The sequence below is a fragment of the Massilia sp. R2A-15 genome, from assembly GCF_030704305.1.
Classification (GTDB): Bacteria; Pseudomonadota; Gammaproteobacteria; order Burkholderiales; family Burkholderiaceae_D; genus JAFCUW01.
Window position 1 is genome coordinate 3,771,147 of the sequence record NZ_CP131935.1, and the last position, 15,546, is coordinate 3,786,692.

Annotated in this window: 16 protein-coding genes; 10 read left to right on the plus strand and 6 right to left on the minus strand. The window is 65.0% G+C overall.

All coding sequences use genetic code 11. The annotated features are described in order from the left end of the window. Nucleotides 1-55: 55 nt before the first annotated feature. Nucleotides 56-622, minus strand: a complete 567-nt coding sequence (locus Q4S45_RS17255; RefSeq protein WP_305506373.1) for a hypothetical protein — start codon at nucleotides 620-622, stop codon at nucleotides 56-58. Nucleotides 623-735: 113 nt separating this feature from the next. Between Q4S45_RS17255 and argH the strand changes: the two genes are divergently transcribed. From argH to Q4S45_RS17280, 5 genes are all read left to right on the plus strand, one after another. Further along, the gene (gene argH, locus Q4S45_RS17260; RefSeq protein ID WP_305506375.1) at nucleotides 736-2,133 is read left to right on the plus strand and encodes an argininosuccinate lyase; all 1,398 of its coding nucleotides are present in this window, start codon (nucleotides 736-738) and stop codon (nucleotides 2,131-2,133) included. Between the two features lie 17 nt (nucleotides 2,134-2,150). After that, a complete protein-coding gene (locus Q4S45_RS17265; protein ID WP_374046113.1) occupies nucleotides 2,151-2,720 on the plus strand; it encodes a TRAP transporter small permease subunit in 570 nt (189 codons plus the stop codon). Nucleotides 2,721-2,874: 154 nt separating this feature from the next. Continuing rightward, nucleotides 2,875-4,491 carry a TRAP transporter large permease subunit gene (locus Q4S45_RS17270; protein ID WP_305506379.1) on the plus strand — a complete coding sequence of 539 codons (1,617 nt, stop codon included), beginning with the start codon at nucleotides 2,875-2,877 and terminating at the stop codon, nucleotides 4,489-4,491. Nucleotides 4,492-4,546: 55 nt separating this feature from the next. After that, nucleotides 4,547-5,167 carry a hypothetical protein gene (locus Q4S45_RS17275; protein WP_305506381.1) on the plus strand — a complete coding sequence of 207 codons (621 nt, stop codon included), beginning with the start codon at nucleotides 4,547-4,549 and terminating at the stop codon, nucleotides 5,165-5,167. Between the two features lie 71 nt (nucleotides 5,168-5,238). Then, nucleotides 5,239-5,931, plus strand: coding sequence for a DnaJ domain-containing protein (locus Q4S45_RS17280; protein ID WP_305506383.1), 693 nt, complete (start codon nucleotides 5,239-5,241; stop codon nucleotides 5,929-5,931). Nucleotides 5,932-6,044: 113 nt separating this feature from the next. On the opposite strand, the gene Q4S45_RS17285 is transcribed toward Q4S45_RS17280, so the two are convergent. Together Q4S45_RS17285 and Q4S45_RS17290 are read right to left on the minus strand one after the other, a co-directional pair. Then, the gene (locus Q4S45_RS17285; protein ID WP_305506385.1) at nucleotides 6,045-6,506 is read right to left on the minus strand and encodes an RcnB family protein; all 462 of its coding nucleotides are present in this window, start codon (nucleotides 6,504-6,506) and stop codon (nucleotides 6,045-6,047) included. 131 nt (nucleotides 6,507-6,637) lie between these two features. Then, entirely contained in the window at nucleotides 6,638-7,420 is a 783-nt protein-coding gene (locus Q4S45_RS17290; protein ID WP_374046048.1) for an EAL domain-containing protein, read from the minus strand. 135 nt (nucleotides 7,421-7,555) lie between these two features. On the opposite strand from Q4S45_RS17290, the gene Q4S45_RS17295 reads away from it, so the two are divergent. Genes Q4S45_RS17295 through Q4S45_RS17310 form a run of 4 tightly spaced genes read left to right on the plus strand, consistent with a single transcriptional unit; the run spans nucleotide 7,556 to nucleotide 10,071 of the window. Next, a complete protein-coding gene (locus Q4S45_RS17295) occupies nucleotides 7,556-7,858 on the plus strand; it encodes a hypothetical protein (RefSeq protein ID WP_305506387.1) in 303 nt (100 codons plus the stop codon). After that, a complete protein-coding gene (locus Q4S45_RS17300) occupies nucleotides 7,855-8,784 on the plus strand; it encodes a hypothetical protein (RefSeq protein WP_305506389.1) in 930 nt (309 codons plus the stop codon). The genes Q4S45_RS17295 and Q4S45_RS17300 overlap by 4 nt, the downstream gene beginning before the upstream one ends. After that, a complete protein-coding gene (locus Q4S45_RS17305) occupies nucleotides 8,781-9,383 on the plus strand; it encodes a phosphatase PAP2 family protein (protein ID WP_305506391.1) in 603 nt (200 codons plus the stop codon). The genes Q4S45_RS17300 and Q4S45_RS17305 overlap by 4 nt, the downstream gene beginning before the upstream one ends. A 25-nt stretch (nucleotides 9,384-9,408) precedes the next feature. Continuing rightward, nucleotides 9,409-10,071, plus strand: a complete 663-nt coding sequence (locus Q4S45_RS17310) for a hypothetical protein (protein WP_305506393.1) — start codon at nucleotides 9,409-9,411, stop codon at nucleotides 10,069-10,071. On the opposite strand, the gene Q4S45_RS17315 is transcribed toward Q4S45_RS17310, so the two are convergent. Then, nucleotides 10,039-11,400, minus strand: a complete 1,362-nt coding sequence (locus tag Q4S45_RS17315) for an MBL fold metallo-hydrolase (protein ID WP_305506395.1) — start codon at nucleotides 11,398-11,400, stop codon at nucleotides 10,039-10,041. The genes Q4S45_RS17310 and Q4S45_RS17315 overlap by 33 nt on opposite strands. 102 nt (nucleotides 11,401-11,502) lie before the next feature. Between Q4S45_RS17315 and Q4S45_RS17320 the strand changes: the two genes are divergently transcribed. Beyond that, nucleotides 11,503-12,774, plus strand: a complete 1,272-nt coding sequence (locus Q4S45_RS17320; RefSeq protein WP_305506397.1) for an AI-2E family transporter — start codon at nucleotides 11,503-11,505, stop codon at nucleotides 12,772-12,774. Here the strand turns inward: Q4S45_RS17320 and paaZ are convergent. Both paaZ and paaY read right to left on the minus strand, forming a co-directional pair. After that, nucleotides 12,749-14,800, minus strand: coding sequence for a phenylacetic acid degradation bifunctional protein PaaZ (gene paaZ, locus Q4S45_RS17325; protein WP_305506399.1), 2,052 nt, complete (start codon nucleotides 14,798-14,800; stop codon nucleotides 12,749-12,751). The genes Q4S45_RS17320 and paaZ overlap by 26 nt on opposite strands. A gap of 133 nt (nucleotides 14,801-14,933) precedes the next feature. Then, nucleotides 14,934-15,533: a phenylacetic acid degradation protein PaaY gene (gene paaY / locus Q4S45_RS17330; protein WP_305506401.1), complete on the minus strand. Its 600-nt coding sequence runs from the start codon at nucleotides 15,531-15,533 to the stop codon at nucleotides 14,934-14,936. Nucleotides 15,534-15,546: the final 13 nt, after the last annotated feature.

The following is a 15,546-nucleotide window of genomic DNA, read 5'->3' on the forward strand; positions in this document are numbered from 1 at the left end:
GTGAAGATGGGACTCGGCGTCCCCGTCGCTCCGCAGGACCAGACCCCTCCCTCCATCAGCGTTTAAGGTATTTCTCCGGCAGCGGGTTCTTGTCGCTTTCGGCGCGCCACACCAGGCTCGCAACCCACCAGCGCTGGCCGTCGTTGTACAGCTGGATGCTGTTGATGCCGCGCTGGAACGGCTTGGCGTCGCCCGGCGCATGGCGCGATTCGTAGGTGGAAAACACATGCATGATCGGCCCGAAGCTCTCGGTCGTGCGCGCCAGCTCTGTCTCGTAGAAACCGGCGTCGTTGAACGGCTTGGTGACGCGGCCGATGTAGTCGTCCACCGTCAGCGTCACCGCCGGGGTGCTGCCGTCCGGCCGCGTGCCCACCGCCACCAGCTTGCCCTGCGGCGCGAACAGCGAACGCAGGCGGTTCCAGTCGCGCGGCTTGCCCGCCGGGCCCGAGATCACGTCGTACAGCGCGGCGAGGATGGCGTCGGGCGAGCCGACATCGGCCGGCTGGGCGGCCGGCGTCAGCGCCGCCGGCGCAGGTTTCGCGTCCTGCGCGATCGCTGCGGGCGCGGTGAAGGCGCCCAGCGCCAAGGCAATGATCAGTGCTGCCGGTACCGAAGGTTTCATGCATATCTCCTGTTATTGGTATGGTGGCCGCATGATCGGGCATTTCGGGCCGAAAGTCACGCCCCCGCCCTTACCTTGTTTATAATCAGGTAAATCAAACAAGGCCCCATATCATGAACGAACAATTCTCCAAGAAGGCCGAAGCCTGGTCGGCGCGCTTCTCCGAACCGGTCTCCGACCTCGTCAAACGCTACACCGCCTCGGTCTTCTTCGACAAGCGCCTGGCCATGTTCGACATCGAAGGCTCGCTCGCGCACGCCGAGATGCTGGCAGCGCAGGGCATCATCAGCGCGGCCGACCGCGCCGAGATCGAGCGCGGCATGGCCCAGATCAAGGGCGAGATCGAGGGCGGCAGCTTCGAGTGGCTGCTCGACCTCGAAGACGTCCACCTGAACATCGAGAAGCGCCTGACCGAACTGGTGGGCGACGCCGGCAAGCGCCTGCACACCGGCCGCTCGCGCAACGACCAGGTCGCGACCGACATTCGCCTGTACGTGCGCGCCGCGATCGACGACATCGTGCTGCTGCTGCAGTCGCTGCGCGGCGCCCTGCTCGACGTCGCCGACAAGCACGCCGACACCATCCTGCCCGGCTTCACCCACATGCAGGTGGCGCAGCCGATCACTTTCGGCCATCACATGCTGGCCTACGTCGAGATGTTCGGCCGCGACGTCGAGCGCATGCAGGATGCGAGGAAGCGCGTGAACCGCCTGCCGCTGGGCGCCGCCGCGCTGGCCGGCACCACCTTCCCGATCGACCGCCTGCGCGTGGCGAAAACGCTGGGCTTCGACGACGTCTGCCACAACTCGCTGGACGCTGTTTCGGACCGCGACTTCGCCATCGAATTCTGCGCGGCTGCCGCGCTTGTGATGATGCACGTGTCGCGCATGTCGGAAGAGATGATCATCTGGATGAGCCCACGGGTCGGCTTCATCGACATCGCCGACCGCTTCTGCACCGGTTCGTCGATCATGCCGCAAAAGAAAAACCCGGACGTGCCGGAACTGGCGCGCGGCAAGACCGGCCGCGTGTATGGCCACCTGACCGGCCTCCTGACCCTGATGAAAGGCCAGCCGCTGGCCTACAACAAGGACAACCAGGAAGACAAGGAGCCGCTGTTCGACACCGTCGACACCGTGACCGACACGCTGCGCATCTTCGCCGACATGGCCGGCGGAATAACCGTCAAGCCGGACGCGATGCGCGCCGCCGCGCTGCAGGGCTACGCCACGGCGACCGACCTGGCCGACTATTTGGTCAAGAAAGGCCTGCCGTTCCGCGACGCCCACGAAGCCGTGGCGCGCGCCGTGCGCGCCTGCGACGACGCCAAATGCGACCTGTCGGAGATGCCGATCGAGCGCCTGCGCGAATTCTCCGCGCTGATCGGCGACGACGTGTTCGCCGTGCTGACGCTGGAAGGCTCGGTCGCCGCCCGCGACCACGTCGGCGGCACCGCGCCGAACCAGGTGCGCGCGGCGATCGCCCGCATCCGCGGCCAGCTGGGTCAATAAGGAAGACGCCGATGTTCATGTCCCTCTCGCGCGCCATCGACAAATTCAACGAAAAGATCGCAGGCGCCGTGAGTTGGGCGCTGCTCGCCGCGGTGATCATCTGCGCCGCCAATGCGCTGGTGCGCTACATCTTCAAAATGAGCTCCAACAGCTGGCTCGAAATCCAGTGGTACCTGTTCGCCGCCGTGTTCATGCTGGCCAGCGCCAACACCCTCAAACGCGACGAGCACGTGCGCATCGACGTCGTCACCAGCCACTTCTCGAAGCGCACCCAGGTCTGGATCGACCTGGTCGGCTACCTGCTGTTCCTGCTGCCGGTGTGCCTGCTGATCCTCTATTACGGTATCCCGTTCGCGCGCTACTCTTTTAGCAGCGGCGAGATGTCGTCGAGCGCGGGAGGCCTGATCGTCTGGCCCGTCAAGCTGCTGGTGCCGGTCGGCTTCGCGCTGCTGATGCTGCAGGGGATCTCCGAAATCATCAAGCGCATCGCCTTCCTGGCCGGGCGCATCGACGGCCACGAATTCGCCAAGCAGGTCACCACGCCGGAACAGGAAATCGAAGCCATCAAATCAGCCAACCAGCTGTAGCGGCGGCCGGGGGTCTGGTCCTGCGGACCTGACCCCATGTTGAGGATATCGACGAAACCGAGATTACACCGGTGTATTTGTGGCGAAATCAAAATGGGGTCAGGTCCGCAGGACCAGACCCCTTAAAAAATAAGAATAGTAAACCTGGGGACACATGGAACAATTCATCATCGCCAACCTGGCGCCCATCATGTTCGGGACGCTGGTCATCTTCCTGCTGTCGGGTTTTCCGGTGGCGTTTTCCCTGGCCGCGAACGGCCTGTTCTTCGGATTTGTCGGCATCGAGCTGGGACTGCTCAAGCCCGAACTGCTGCAGGCGCTGCCGAACCGGATCTTCGGCATCATGGCCAACGACACCCTGCTGGCGATCCCCTTCTTCACCTTCATGGGCCTGATCCTCGAACGATCCGGTATGGCCGAGGACCTGCTCGACACCATCGGCCAGCTGTTCGGACCGATCCGCGGCGGCGTGGCCTACGCGGTGATCTTCGTGGGCGCGCTGCTGGCGGCGACGACCGGCGTGGTAGCCGCATCGGTCATTTCGATGGGCCTGATCTCGCTGCCGGTGATGCTGCGCTACGGTTACGACAAGCGCCTGGCCTCCGGCGTGATCGCCGCATCGGGCACGCTGGCGCAGATCATCCCGCCGTCGCTGGTGCTGATCGTGATGGCCGACCAATTGGGCCGCTCGGTCGGCGACATGTACCGCGCCGCTTTCGTGCCCGGCCTGCTGCTGACCGTGATGTATGCCGGCTACGTGCTGGCGCTGTCGATCTTCAAGCCGTCGCACGTGCCGGCGCTGCCGCCGGAGGCGCGCAACCTGAAGGAGCCGAACGGCGATAGCGGCGTGCGTTCGCTGCTGGCGCTGACCGTCTGCACGGTGGCGATCGGCTACGGCTTCGCCAGCTGGTATGGCGCGCGCCACCCGAACCTGGCGGCCGATGAACTGGGCATCTTCTCGGCGGGCGTGGCCACCGCGGCCGCCTTCGTGTTCGCGCTGGCCAACCGCCACCTGAAAATCGGCCTGCTCTCGCGCATGGCCGAAAAAATCGTCTTCGTGCTGATCCCGCCTCTGGCGCTGATCTTCCTGGTGCTGGGCACCATCTTCGTCGGCCTGGCCACGCCGACCGAGGGCGGCGGCATGGGCGCGGCCGGCGCGCTGATCCTGGCCACGGCCAACGGGCGCCTGAACTGGGGCCTGGTGCGCCAGGCCATGATGTCCACCACCCGGCTGTCGGCCTTCGTGATCTTCATCCTGGTCGGCTCGACCGTGTTCTCGCTGGTGTTTCGCGGCGTGAGCGGCGACCTGTGGGTGGAGCATCTGCTCACCAGCCTTCCGGGCGGCTCCACCGGCTTCCTGGTGGTGGTGAACATCATGTTCTTCCTGCTCGCGTTCTTCCTCGACTTCTTCGAGCTCGCGTTCATCCTGGTGCCGCTGGTCGGGCCGGTGGCCGACAAGCTGGGCATCGACCTGATCTGGTTCGGCGTGCTGCTCGGCGTGAACATGCAGACCTCGTTCATGCACCCGCCGTTCGGCTTCGCGCTGTTCTACCTGCGCTCGGTGGCGCCGAAGGAAGTCAAGACAACCGACATCTACTGGGGCGCGATTCCGTTCGTGCTGATCCAGGTCGCGATGGTGGCGCTGATCATCGCCTTCCCGCGCCTGGTGTCGATCGAGAAGAAGACCGACATGAAGGAACAGCTGGAGCTGAAAATCGACGTGCCGCAGCCGGACATGCAGACGCCGACCTACGACCCGGAGCAGAAGTAAGCCTGGGTCTGCCCCCGCGGGTCAGACCCTTTTCTTTTTTAGACGGAACCGAGCAATGCGTGTTTCGCTGATGATGTTTTCCTTCCTGGTTGCCGCCGGCGCGCAGGCCGATCCCGACCTCGCCGCCCAGGCGCGCATCGAACAACAGGCCTTGAGCGCCAACGCGCCGATCGCCCGGCGCGACGGCAACGCGCTGCTTTTGACGCTTGCTACTAAAAGCGTAGCACGGCTGAACTCGGTCCCCAGCTGCGCCGGCCCGGAAGACTGCCTGCACTACCACCTGATGGGCATGTCGCCCGACCGCCAGTTCTTTGATGTCGCCGCACAAGCCTACGAATCGGCCACGCGCTTCTGGATTTCGCGCGCCAGCGGCCAGCGCGTCGAGGTCTACGCCGAGCCGCATGCGTCGCCCGATCGCAAGTACATCGTCAGCGCCAACCCGGTCGAATTTGGCGGCACCAATGGCGTCTTTGTGTGGGAAGTGGAACGTGGCGAATTGCGCGAGCGATTCCGCTCCGAGCCGTCGGACCATCGCCTGTACGGCTTCGTGCGCTGGGTCGACGCCAGTACGGTGCAGCTGGCGGGAGCCGATGGCGCCTGCCCGGCCAAACTGTCGCGCCGGCACGGCCGCTGGAAGCTGACCACTGATGCAACAGTGTCGTGCAAACAACGATGAAAAGATTCTCCTGAGTAATTAGTTTCCTTCATGCTATATTTTGAAACTAACAATTTCTAAAGGGCTGCAGGATGGGAACGCTGTACGACGTGCTGGGCCTGAACCGCCTGAGCAATGCCACGCAGATCGAGCAGGGTTATCGCACTGCGCTGGAAAACCTGTGCGGCGGCGACGCGCACGCCGAGCAGGATATGATCCGCGCCAGGGAGATCAAGGAGGCCTACGCGATCCTGTCGTCGCCGGCGCGACGCGACGCGTATGACGCACAGCTCAAGGTCAGGGAACAGGCCACGATCCAGGTTATCGAAGCGCCGCGCAACCGTTGGCCGGCGATCGGCCTGATCGTGCTGGCGCTGGTCGCCGGGCTGGCGTACACCAACCACAATTCGAAAAAGCTGGAAATCGAACGGGTCGCGCTCGAGGCGGCAAAAGCGAAGAACGCCGCCGACGCGGCCGCGCTGGTGGCGCAGGCGGAAGAAGCCAGGCTCGAACAGGCAAAGCTGTCGGAGAAAAGCCGCGCCGACGCTATCCGTTCGCGCGAGGTTGAGCTGGCCCGTTACGAGGGCCAGCGCATCCGCGAGCAGGAACAAGCAGCGGAGTACCAGGCCGACCGGCGCCGCCAGTTCGCCGAGCGCCAGCAGGAGTCGGCGACCCGGCGCGCCAAGTACGAACAGGCGCAGGAAGAGCGCGCGGCGCAGATGCGCAACTATCAGCGGGAGATGGACATGCGGCGCGCGCTGGCGATCCCGATCGTGCGGCACTGAGCCCGAATGGGGAAATGGGTCTGGTCCCGCGGACCTGACCCGTTTTTGCGTCGTCAAGAATATTCAAGATGGGGTCAGGTCCGCTGGACCAGACCCCGAAGCGCGGCGGCCGCTTAGTTATTCAACAGGACCTGGGCGATGAGGCCGGTGGCGATGGCCGCCAGCACGTAGTTGTCATCGGCCTGCACCCATTGATAGCCGCGCGGCGGCGCGCTCAGGCGGCGGCTGCGCCAGTCGCTGACCACGTAACGGTCGCCGCGGTACTCGCTGCGTACATACCCGCCGCGGCGCATCTCCTGGCGGTAGCCGTCGCCATACGCATGGTACGACTGGCCATAGTCGCTGCGGCCATAGCTGTCGTTGCGGCCGTAGCTGTCGTTGCGGTCGTGCCGCTCGCCGCGCGCGTTCCAGTCGCGGCGCTCGTTTTGGCCGCGATCCTGGTAGCGGTTGTAATCGTTGCCGCGCTGCGCCTGGTCGTAGCGGTCGCCGCCGTGATCGTAGCGTTGGGCGAAAGCGGGAGCACTTGCCATCATGCACACGGCCATCAGGCCCGAGATAACAGATTTCGTGTTCATAGGATTCCTTTGCAATGTGGGAACGGAGGACATCCGCTTTGCTGCACCAACGCCTCTAGTAGACCAGCTTGCTCGCCGCGAATCTACCGCGCTCAGGTAAGCGACGTTACAAGACGTATCCGCGCAGCGCCCTATTCCCAGGCGTCCGGAGCGATCTGCCCGAGTCCCTGGAACACCGGCTTGCAAAAGAAGTAGCCCTGCATCAGGTTGATGCCGGCGTCCGCGAGGAAATCGCGTTCGGCGCGGGTTTCGATACCTTCGGCCAGCACCCGGATTCCCAGCTCGGCGCACATCGCGGTGATGGCGCGCACGATGGCCTGGCGCGGCGCGCTGGTGTCGATATTGCGCACCAGGTCCATGTCGATCTTGATCACGTCGGGCTGGTATTCCGCCAGCAGGTTCAAGCCCGCGTAGCCGGCGCCGAAGTCGTCGATCGCGGTCTGGAAGCCGAAGCGGCGGTATTCGCGGAAGATGTTCACCAGGTGGGCGCGGTCTTGTACCCGCTCGCCCTCGGTGACTTCGAAAATAATCCGCTCGATCGGGAAGCCGTGCACGCGCGCCGCCTCGAAGGTGCTGCGGATGCACACTTCCGGCCGGTACACGGCATTCGGCAGAAAATTAATCGACAACAGTTCGCGCATGCCCAGGCGCGCCGCGCCGGCCACCGCCTTGACGCGGCAGGCCTGGTCGAACCGGTAGAGGTTCTCGGGCGTCACCTGGGCGAGCACGCTGGCCGCCGATTCGCCACGCGGGCCGCGCACCAGCGCTTCATGGGCGTAGATGGCGCGGCCGGAGAAATCGACGATGGGCTGGTAGGCATACTCGAACTCGAAGCCCACCGCTTCGCCGTCGCGGCATCCCGGGCAAGCCACATTGGCTGCCAGCCGCACCTTCTCGGGCACAATTTCAATCACGTGCAATTCCTTGGTCTGAAAAACCGGGGGATTCTAGCAGAGCGCGCCAGTCCGGCTCGCGCAACATGGGCTTGCTGTAATGGACAGCCGGGTCGCCCGCTGATAGATTGCGACATCGCCCCCAACGGAGAAACCATGCGCCGCCCGTACCTGCCAGCCCTTCTGATCGCCGTCTGCGGCGCCGCCTTCGCGCAAACGCCATCGCGTCCCAGTCCCGGCGAGATGCTGCAAGTGACCGACGCGACGCTCGAGCGCAGCATCGAGACGCAGATCGCCGCGCAGCTCAAAGTGGCCGAGCGTCCGGAAACCGCCGAGCGGCTGGCCAGCTTCAAGAAAAACCTGTTCGACGCGCTGCGCAAGAAGGGCTTCACGGCCGAACAGAGCCTGCAGATCGTGATCGCCACGCCGCTGCCGGCGCTGGCGGCGGGCGCGAAATGACGCGGCTCCGTTTGGCGGGCGCCGTCCTGCTGGCCATATTTGGCGCCGGCGCGCAAGCGCAGCAGGTTGCGGACCTTTCCTACCGTCCGCCGCTGACGGCGCCGGCCTACCGGGAGGACGCCGGTCCGCGCATTGCAATCGATTCGGGCCACTATAACTTCCATACTGCCGACGGCCGCTACCAGCCCTTTGCAGAGCTGCTGCGCCGCGATGGTTTCCGCGTCGGCGGATCCGGCGCCGCTCTGTCCGCGCAATCGCTGGCCGGGATCGACGTACTGGTCATCGCCAACGCGCTCAATCAAGTCAACCAGCGCGACTGGCGCCTGCCGAATCCCGCCGCATTCACCGAGGCCGAAATCGCAGCGCTGCGCGAGTGGGTGGACAACGGCGGATCGCTGCTGCTGATCGCCGACCACATGCCCTTTGCCGGAGCCGCCACGACGCTCGCCCGCGCATTCGGCGTCGAATTTTCCAACGGCTTCGCAGGCCGCTCCGAGACCGACGTCGGGCCGATCGACTTCACGCTCGAGCACGGGCTCGCGCACAGCGCCGTCACGGAAGGCCGCAATGCGTCGGAACGCATCAGCCACGTGATCAGCTTCACCGGGTCGGCGTTCAAGCCGCCCGCCGGCGCGATCCCGGTGATGACGTTCGCACCGGGATACGTGTCGCTGCTGGCAAAAGCGCCATTCAGGTTCGATGCGTCCACGCGGCGCGTGCCGCTTGCAGGGTGGTCCCAGGGCGCCCTGCTCACGGCCGGAAAAGGCCGCGTCGCGGTGTTCGGCGAAGCCGGCATGTTCACCGCGCAGCTGGCCGGCCCGCAGGCGCGGCCTTTCGGCATGAACGCGCCGGACGCCGACCAGAACGCGCAGTTCCTTCTCAACGTCGCGCACTGGCTGGCGCGCACGCCGGGCATTGAACCATGATCCTCGAATCCATCAACCGCTCCCTTTTCCTGAGCTGGAACGCCGATCCCTCGGCTGCGGCGTGGAAGCTGAAATTCGCCGAGGCCGTGGCGAACGACCTGATTTTCGTCATCCCGCTGATCCTGGTGGCGCTGTGGTGCTGGGGCGGCAGGCAGCAGCGCGACACCGCCCTGAAGATTTGCGCGGTGGCGCTGATTGCGCTGGGCGTCAACCAGCTGCTCGCGCTGGCGTTTCCGCATCCGCGGCCCTTCGCCATCGGCCTGGGACACACCTTCATCCCCCATGCGGACGACTCGTCCTTCCCGAGCGACCATGCGACCGTGTTCGCGGCGATGGGCGTCACACTGCTGTTCGCGTCCGTCCGCTCGGCGCTCGGCTGGACCGTGCTGTTCCTGGGATCGTGGGTGGCCTGGGCGCGCATCTACCTCGGCGTGCACTACCCTCTCGATATGGTCGGCGCAGTTGCCGTCGTCGCGGCGGTGTGCGCGCTGATCGGGCCCGTTTGGATTCTCTTTGGGCCGCGCGTGCTCGAAGGCGTGGAAAAGCTGTACCGGCTGGTGCTGTCAAATCCCATCCAGCGTGGCTGGATTCGTCGCTGATTTCTCTCGATTGGTAATCGCAAATATGAAAATGCGCGCTCTCTCCACACTGGCGTTGTTCGTTCTTGCCTGGACTGCCGGGCCGGTGCTGGCCGCAGACCCTCTTCCCCCGATGCCGTGGATGCCGAAGGGTTTTTCCGTAAAATCGATCGACGAACAGAATTTGCCGGAGTCGATGAAGGAGAAGATACGGGCCAAGGTTCGATACATGAACGAGCACAAGGTGATCCCGGCCAGCGAACATGAAGTCGCTGACTTTGCCGTGATCGAAGCCGAGCACCGCGCGCGCAACAAAGCGCACCCCTCGACGACCTTTACGCCATCGAATCTCGATGCAACAACGTTGGGCGGGCAGCCATTGTTAGGTGCCGTCACACATGGCGTCTACAACAACAATTCCTGGAGCGGGCTCTCGCGCCTATTCAGTCATCCGCAACTCGAACGCGTGCTGCTGGATGAGACGGATCTGGCCACGCCCGGTGGCGGAGCAACATTCACCAAGGAGATGATCAATGCGGACATCAACGGCGCGCCCGGGATGATTTTGAGCCAGCAAGGCAGCGAGAAGAAATCCATCACGCGCCTGATGTGGTACGCCGGCGGCATGCTTTACGAACTGAGCATCCCTCGCGTGGACGATCAGTCCCGCGATGCGCTACTGGACATCGCGCGGCAGCTGCGCCGCTGATTTCAGGCGCCGCAGCTGCGCGGCCTGGTAGGCGCCGAAGGCGTCGTTGAACAGGCAACGGATCAGCGGATCGTCAACCACGTCCGCGTCCGCGATCTCTTCTTCCGTCGTCGCATCGAACGCGGTGTCGTTGATGCGCACGTACATCGACGTCAGCGACTCGCCCAGTGCCAGCGCGGCGTAGATCTTCGCCACCGATACCTCGGTCAGCCAGGTGATGGCCCCATCCTCGACCGGCTCGATGGCGTCGCCCTCCACGCGATAGTCGAAATGCGCCACGGCGCCCGTGTGGTCGTACACCGCCAGCCGCCAGTGCCGCGGCTTCTTGAAGTAGCTGTCCTCCGGCAGTTCCATCGTCCGGTACTTGTCCGGCAGGCCCGTTCGGCAGTAATCCATCACCAATGCCGTTTGCGCATCGGTGAGCGGCTCGAACCGGCGCGCGATGTCGGCAGTCGGCGGCGGCGCGGCGTCGGGCCGGTAGCCGTAATCGACATCCTGGTCGCCCACCGGCAGCACCCAGCTCAATGGCGCCGCGGCGGTCAGCGCATCGGCGGAAAGCACGAACGACACCGATGGATCGAGCCGGACCACCCGCGTCGCCGGCAGCGCGGATTCGACCGCGGCGGTGAACTGGCGATAGCTGATCGGGAACATCGCGTGGTTGTACCAGGACCACGGCTCCTGCACAAACTGGCAGGAGCTCGGCACCACATAGCGCGGCGCCAGCACCCGGAGCTGATCGATCCACTCCTGCGGCACTTCGGGCGCCGAATGGTCGGCGCGCATCGGCGCGATGACCTCGATCTCGCGCATGGTCTGGAACGGCCACAGGACCATGTCCCAGGGCGCTGCGCGCGCCAGCCCGGCGAGCGCCGGCGGCGCAATCCAGGAGTCCACCACGTTGAGCACCTTCACGCCCGCGGCCTCGATTTGGTACATCGAATCGACCTCCGCGTCGAGGGCCTCGCGCGGCGTAACCGTGAATGGCCCGACCGCCACCGCCTCGTCGGTGCGCAGCGGATGCACCTGCTCGAAACCGAGCTCGCGGATCATCGCGAACAGTTCGTCGAACTGGCAGTACAGGTAGATTGGCGTTGCGCGGTCCAGCAGGTCGAGGCTCTCCAGCGAGCAGTGGTCGTCGTGGAAGTGGGAGATGAACACCGCGGCCAGGTCCAGCTTGCGCACCTGCTCCAGGTCGAAGCGCACCTCCGGGAAGGCGTGGCAGTTGCGGCTGAACGGATTTTCGAAGATCGGATCGAACGCGATGCGCGTGCCGCCGCACTCGAACAAATAGCCGGCGTGGAGGATTCTGGAGATGGTCAGGGACATCCTGCCAGTATAGACGGTGCGTCCCTTGGAGCGGTAGCGCACAGATGCAGCCGGGAAAACGGTGGATGCTGTCCTTACAATCCCACATTTAAGGCCGCCGCAATGATCGACCCATCCACGAACAAGACCGATTCCGAAGTCGGCAGGCGCACGCTTCGCATCGAGCTGGCGCCGAAAACCCTCTTCACCATCGTCGCGATGGTGGTGGCGGTGGCCCTGCTCACCCGGCTGGTCCCGGTCATCCTGGTGCTGATCGCGGCGCTGATGCTGGTCGGGACCCTCAATCCCACGGTCGAAGCGCTGGAGCGCCGCAAGATCAACCGCAATGTCGCGATCGGCGTGGTGTTCGCGGCAATGCTGGTCGTCCTCGGCCTGCTGGGAGTGTTCACCGTTCCGGCGCTGGTCGAACAGGTGGCAAGCCTGGTTCAGCAGGAGCCCAAACTGCGCGCGCAACTGGTCAAGTTCCTGTCGTCGTATCCGCTGACCGGATCGCTGGCCGAGAGCCTGCGCAGCCTGAAATATGCGGCGCTGTTCAAATCGTACAGCGCCGAAGCGATGGCGCTGTCGAAAGACCTGTTCGAGATCGTTGCCTACGGCGCCGGCGCGTTCTTCCTCGCGCTGTACATCATGATCGACCGCGACCGCCTGCGCGGCGCGCTGTACGCGGCCATCCCGCGCGCGCACCACATCAAGCTGTCGCGCATCCTGCTCAATTTGGAGACCATCGTCGGCGGCTACGTGCGCGGCCAGGTCATCACCTGCGCGATGATGGCGATCTTCCTGTTCGTCCTGCTGACCGCGTGCGGCGTGCCCAATGCGGTCGCGATCGCGGCGTTCGGCGGCATCGCCGACGTGCTGCCCTTCATCGGCATCTTCCTGACCATGATCCCGGCGGTGCTGGCGGCGCTGGCCACCAGCAGCTTTGCCGCCACCGTGGTGTTTGTCCTGCTGCTCTGCTACGAGGAATTCGAAAGCCGGGTGCTGATCCCGATCGTGTATGGCCGCGCGCTGCGGCTGCCATCGTCCATCGTGCTGTTCGCGCTGATTGCCGGCGGCACGCTATATGGTATCGCGGGCGCGCTGCTGGCATTGCCGGTCGCCGCGACGCTGCTGATGCTGATCGACGAGCTGAAAGTGGAAATGCCGGGCGAGACGGCGCAGGCAAAGGACGACGAGATCGAAGCGGACGACGTGATCGGTGAAGAGGAATATTTGCGGCGCACGGACGGCATGCCGGCGGAAGCTGCCGCCGGCATCGCGCTGGAGATATCGGAAGAGAAAAAGCTTCAGGAAGACGCCGCGCAAAAGGAAGATGGGGTCGGGTCCGCGGGACCAGACCCCGTGCCCGTCAGTTCTTCTTCATCACCAGGGTAAGAATGTCGTAGCTGGCCACCAGCTCGTCATTCTGGTTGGTGACCTGGACGTCCCAAGCCACCACGCCCTGCCCCACGCCGCGCTCGTCGGTGCGGTTGCGGTCCACCTTGCGCTTGCAGGTCAGGCGCGCGCGGATGGTGTCGCCGATCGCCACCGGCGTGATGAAGCGCAGGTTGTCGAGGCCGTAGTTGGCCAGCACCGGACCCGGCGCCGGCGAGACGAACAGGCCGGCCGCCGCCGACAGCACGAAGTAGCCGTGCGCGATGCGCTTGCCGAACTGCGAATCCTTCGCGGCGATCTCGTCGAAGTGCATGTAGAAGAAATCGCCCGAAATGCCGCCGAAGGACACGATGTCCGCTTCGGTCACGGTGCGGCGGTGCGTCAGCAGCGAGTCGCCCATCTTCAGGTCTTCGAAGTATTTGCGGAACGGGTGCAGGTCGCTTTCCTGCACCGCGGCGCCGCGCACATATTCGCCGGTGACCGCTGCCAGCATTGTCGGCGAGCCCTGGAGCGCGGCGCGCTGCAGGAAGTGGCGCACGGCGCGCACGCCGCCCAGCTCTTCGCCGCCGCCCGCGCGACCCGGGCCGCCGTGCTTGAGCTGCGGCAGCGGTGAGCCGTGGCCGGTCGAATCGACCGCCGCCTCGCGGTCCAGCACCAGCACGCGGCCGTGGTACGCGGCCAGGCCCGGCACCGCGCGCGCGGCCACCATCGGATCTTTGGTGCACAGGGTCGACACCAGGCTGCCCTTGCCGCGCTTTGCCAGTTCGATCGCCTCGTCGATGCCGGAATACGTCATCATCGTGCTGACCGGGCCGAACGCCTCGACGTCGTGGACCGCGTCGTTGTCCATCGCGTTCCGGCACAGCAGCAGGGTCGGCGAGAAGAACGCGCCTTCGGATGCGCCTTCGCCGAGGGGCGCGAAGCCGTCGCCGGCGCCGTACACGATCTCGTTGCCCTTGGCGAGCATGGCGACGCGTTCGGCGACGTCGCGCTGTTGGTCTTTCGAGGCCAGCGCGCCCATGCGCACGTTCTCCAGCTTCGGATCGCCGACGACGATCTTCGACAGGCGTTCGCGCAGGCGCTCGGCGACCGCGTCGACCTGAGTTTCCGGCACGATGATGCGGCGGATCGCGGTACATTTCTGGCCGGCCTTGCCGGTCATCTCGCGCGCCACTTCCTTGACGAACAGGTCGAACTCAGCGTCGTCGGGCGTCACGTCCGGGCCGAGGATCGCGCAGTTCAGCGAGTCCGCTTCGGCGGTGAACGGGATCGAGTTGGACAGGATGTTCTTGTTCGAGCGCAGCTTCATCGCGGTGTCGGCCGAACCGGTGAAGGTGACGACGTCGGCGCCGTTCAGGCGATCGAGCAGGTCGCCGGTGCTGCCGATGACCAGCTGGATGGCGCCGTCAGGCAGCAGGCGCGACTCGTGCATCATGCGCACGACCGCCTCGGTCAGGTAGCTGGTGGCGGTGGCTGGCTTGCCGATGCACGGCATCGCGGCCAGGAAGCTGGGCGCGAATTTTTCGAGCAGGCCCCAGATCGGGAAGTTGAAGGCGTTGATGTGCACCGCCAGGCCGCCGCGCGGCACCAGGATGTGGGTGCCGGCGAAGCCGCCGCGCTTGCCCAGCGCCATGGCCGGGCCTTCGTGCAGCACGTTCGACGACGGCAGCTCGCGGCTGCCCATGCTGGCGAACGCGAACAGGGTGCCGATGCCGCCTTCGACGTCCACCCAGCTGTCCGGACGGGTGGCGCCGGTGTGGTTCGAGATCGCGTACAGCTCTTCCTTGCGCTCCATCAGGTACAGCGCCAGGGCCTTGAGCGTTTGCGCGCGTGTCTGGAAGTCCATCTGCATCAGGGCCGGCACGCCGGTGCGGCGGGCGTAGACCACCGCTTCCTCGAAGTCGATCTTCTCGGCGTGGGTGTGGTAAATCAGGCTGCTGTTGATGGCGCTGTGCAGCGGCATGTGCGGCTCGGCGCCGAGCCAGCGGCCACCGATCAGGCTTTGCAGGGTTGATACGTTGCTCATATTCTCTCCGTAGTTTTCTAGATCGTCGTACCTGCGAAGGCAGGTACCTATACTGAATTCGCTTCCACTCTTCTACACGCTCAGCATGGGTACCTGCCTTCGCAGGTACGACACTGAGGTGGTCATCCCCGTTTTATTGGTCTTTGGTCTTATGCATATCGAAGCCGAACTCGATCCGCTTGCGGTCCGGTTCCACTTCGTCCTTCGATTCGACTTCGCGCATGGTCTGCATCGATCTCACCGCGAGTTCGTGGTACTGCTTCGTGCCGAAACTTTTCCACGCGATTTCCTTGTCTTCCAGCTGGCGCACCACCTTGGCGGGCGATCCCATCACCATGCTGCGCGGCGGGATCACCATGCCGGCCTTGATGAAGCTCATCGCGGCGATGATCGAGTCCTCCCCCACCACCGCCTGGTCCATCACAACGGCGTTCATGCCGACCATCGCGTTGCGCTTGATGCGGCAGCCGTGCAGCACGGCGCCGTGCCCGATGTGGCCATCGACTTCCACCACCGTGTCGTCGCCGGGGAAGCCATGCATCACGCAGCAGTCCTGCAGGTTGGCGCCCTCTTCCAGGATCAGCCGGCCGAAGTCGCCGCGCATCGACGCCAGCGGGCCGATGTAGCAGCGCGGGCCGACGATCACGTCGCCGATCAGCACCGCGCTCGGATGCACGTACGCCGACGGGTGGACTACCGGGGTGACGCCGTTGATCTCATATACTTTGACCATAAAATTCTCGATT

What these genes read in the sequence shown, in the direction of transcription:
- Q4S45_RS17255 (WP_305506373.1), bottom strand. Translation starts at nt 622, where the DNA reads ATGAAACCTTCGGTACCGGCAGCACTGATCATTGCCTTGGCGCTGGGC.
- Q4S45_RS17320 (WP_305506397.1), top strand. Translation starts at nt 11,503, where the DNA reads ATGATCGACCCATCCACGAACAAGACCGATTCCGAAGTCGGCAGGCGC.
- argH (WP_305506375.1), top strand. Translation starts at nt 736, where the DNA reads ATGAACGAACAATTCTCCAAGAAGGCCGAAGCCTGGTCGGCGCGCTTC.
- Q4S45_RS17315 (WP_305506395.1), bottom strand. Translation starts at nt 11,400, where the DNA reads ATGTCCCTGACCATCTCCAGAATCCTCCACGCCGGCTATTTGTTCGAG.
- Q4S45_RS17265 (WP_374046113.1), top strand. Translation starts at nt 2,151, where the DNA reads ATGTCCCTCTCGCGCGCCATCGACAAATTCAACGAAAAGATCGCAGGC.
- paaY (WP_305506401.1), bottom strand. Translation starts at nt 15,533, where the DNA reads ATGGTCAAAGTATATGAGATCAACGGCGTCACCCCGGTAGTCCACCCG.
- Q4S45_RS17295 (WP_305506387.1), top strand. Translation starts at nt 7,556, where the DNA reads ATGCGCCGCCCGTACCTGCCAGCCCTTCTGATCGCCGTCTGCGGCGCC.
- paaZ (WP_305506399.1), bottom strand. Translation starts at nt 14,800, where the DNA reads ATGAGCAACGTATCAACCCTGCAAAGCCTGATCGGTGGCCGCTGGCTC.
- Q4S45_RS17305 (WP_305506391.1), top strand. Translation starts at nt 8,781, where the DNA reads ATGATCCTCGAATCCATCAACCGCTCCCTTTTCCTGAGCTGGAACGCC.
- Q4S45_RS17270 (WP_305506379.1), top strand. Translation starts at nt 2,875, where the DNA reads ATGGAACAATTCATCATCGCCAACCTGGCGCCCATCATGTTCGGGACG.
- Q4S45_RS17280 (WP_305506383.1), top strand. Translation starts at nt 5,239, where the DNA reads ATGGGAACGCTGTACGACGTGCTGGGCCTGAACCGCCTGAGCAATGCC.
- Q4S45_RS17285 (WP_305506385.1), bottom strand. Translation starts at nt 6,506, where the DNA reads ATGAACACGAAATCTGTTATCTCGGGCCTGATGGCCGTGTGCATGATG.
- Q4S45_RS17310 (WP_305506393.1), top strand. Translation starts at nt 9,409, where the DNA reads ATGAAAATGCGCGCTCTCTCCACACTGGCGTTGTTCGTTCTTGCCTGG.
- Q4S45_RS17275 (WP_305506381.1), top strand. Translation starts at nt 4,547, where the DNA reads ATGCGTGTTTCGCTGATGATGTTTTCCTTCCTGGTTGCCGCCGGCGCG.
- Q4S45_RS17300 (WP_305506389.1), top strand. Translation starts at nt 7,855, where the DNA reads ATGACGCGGCTCCGTTTGGCGGGCGCCGTCCTGCTGGCCATATTTGGC.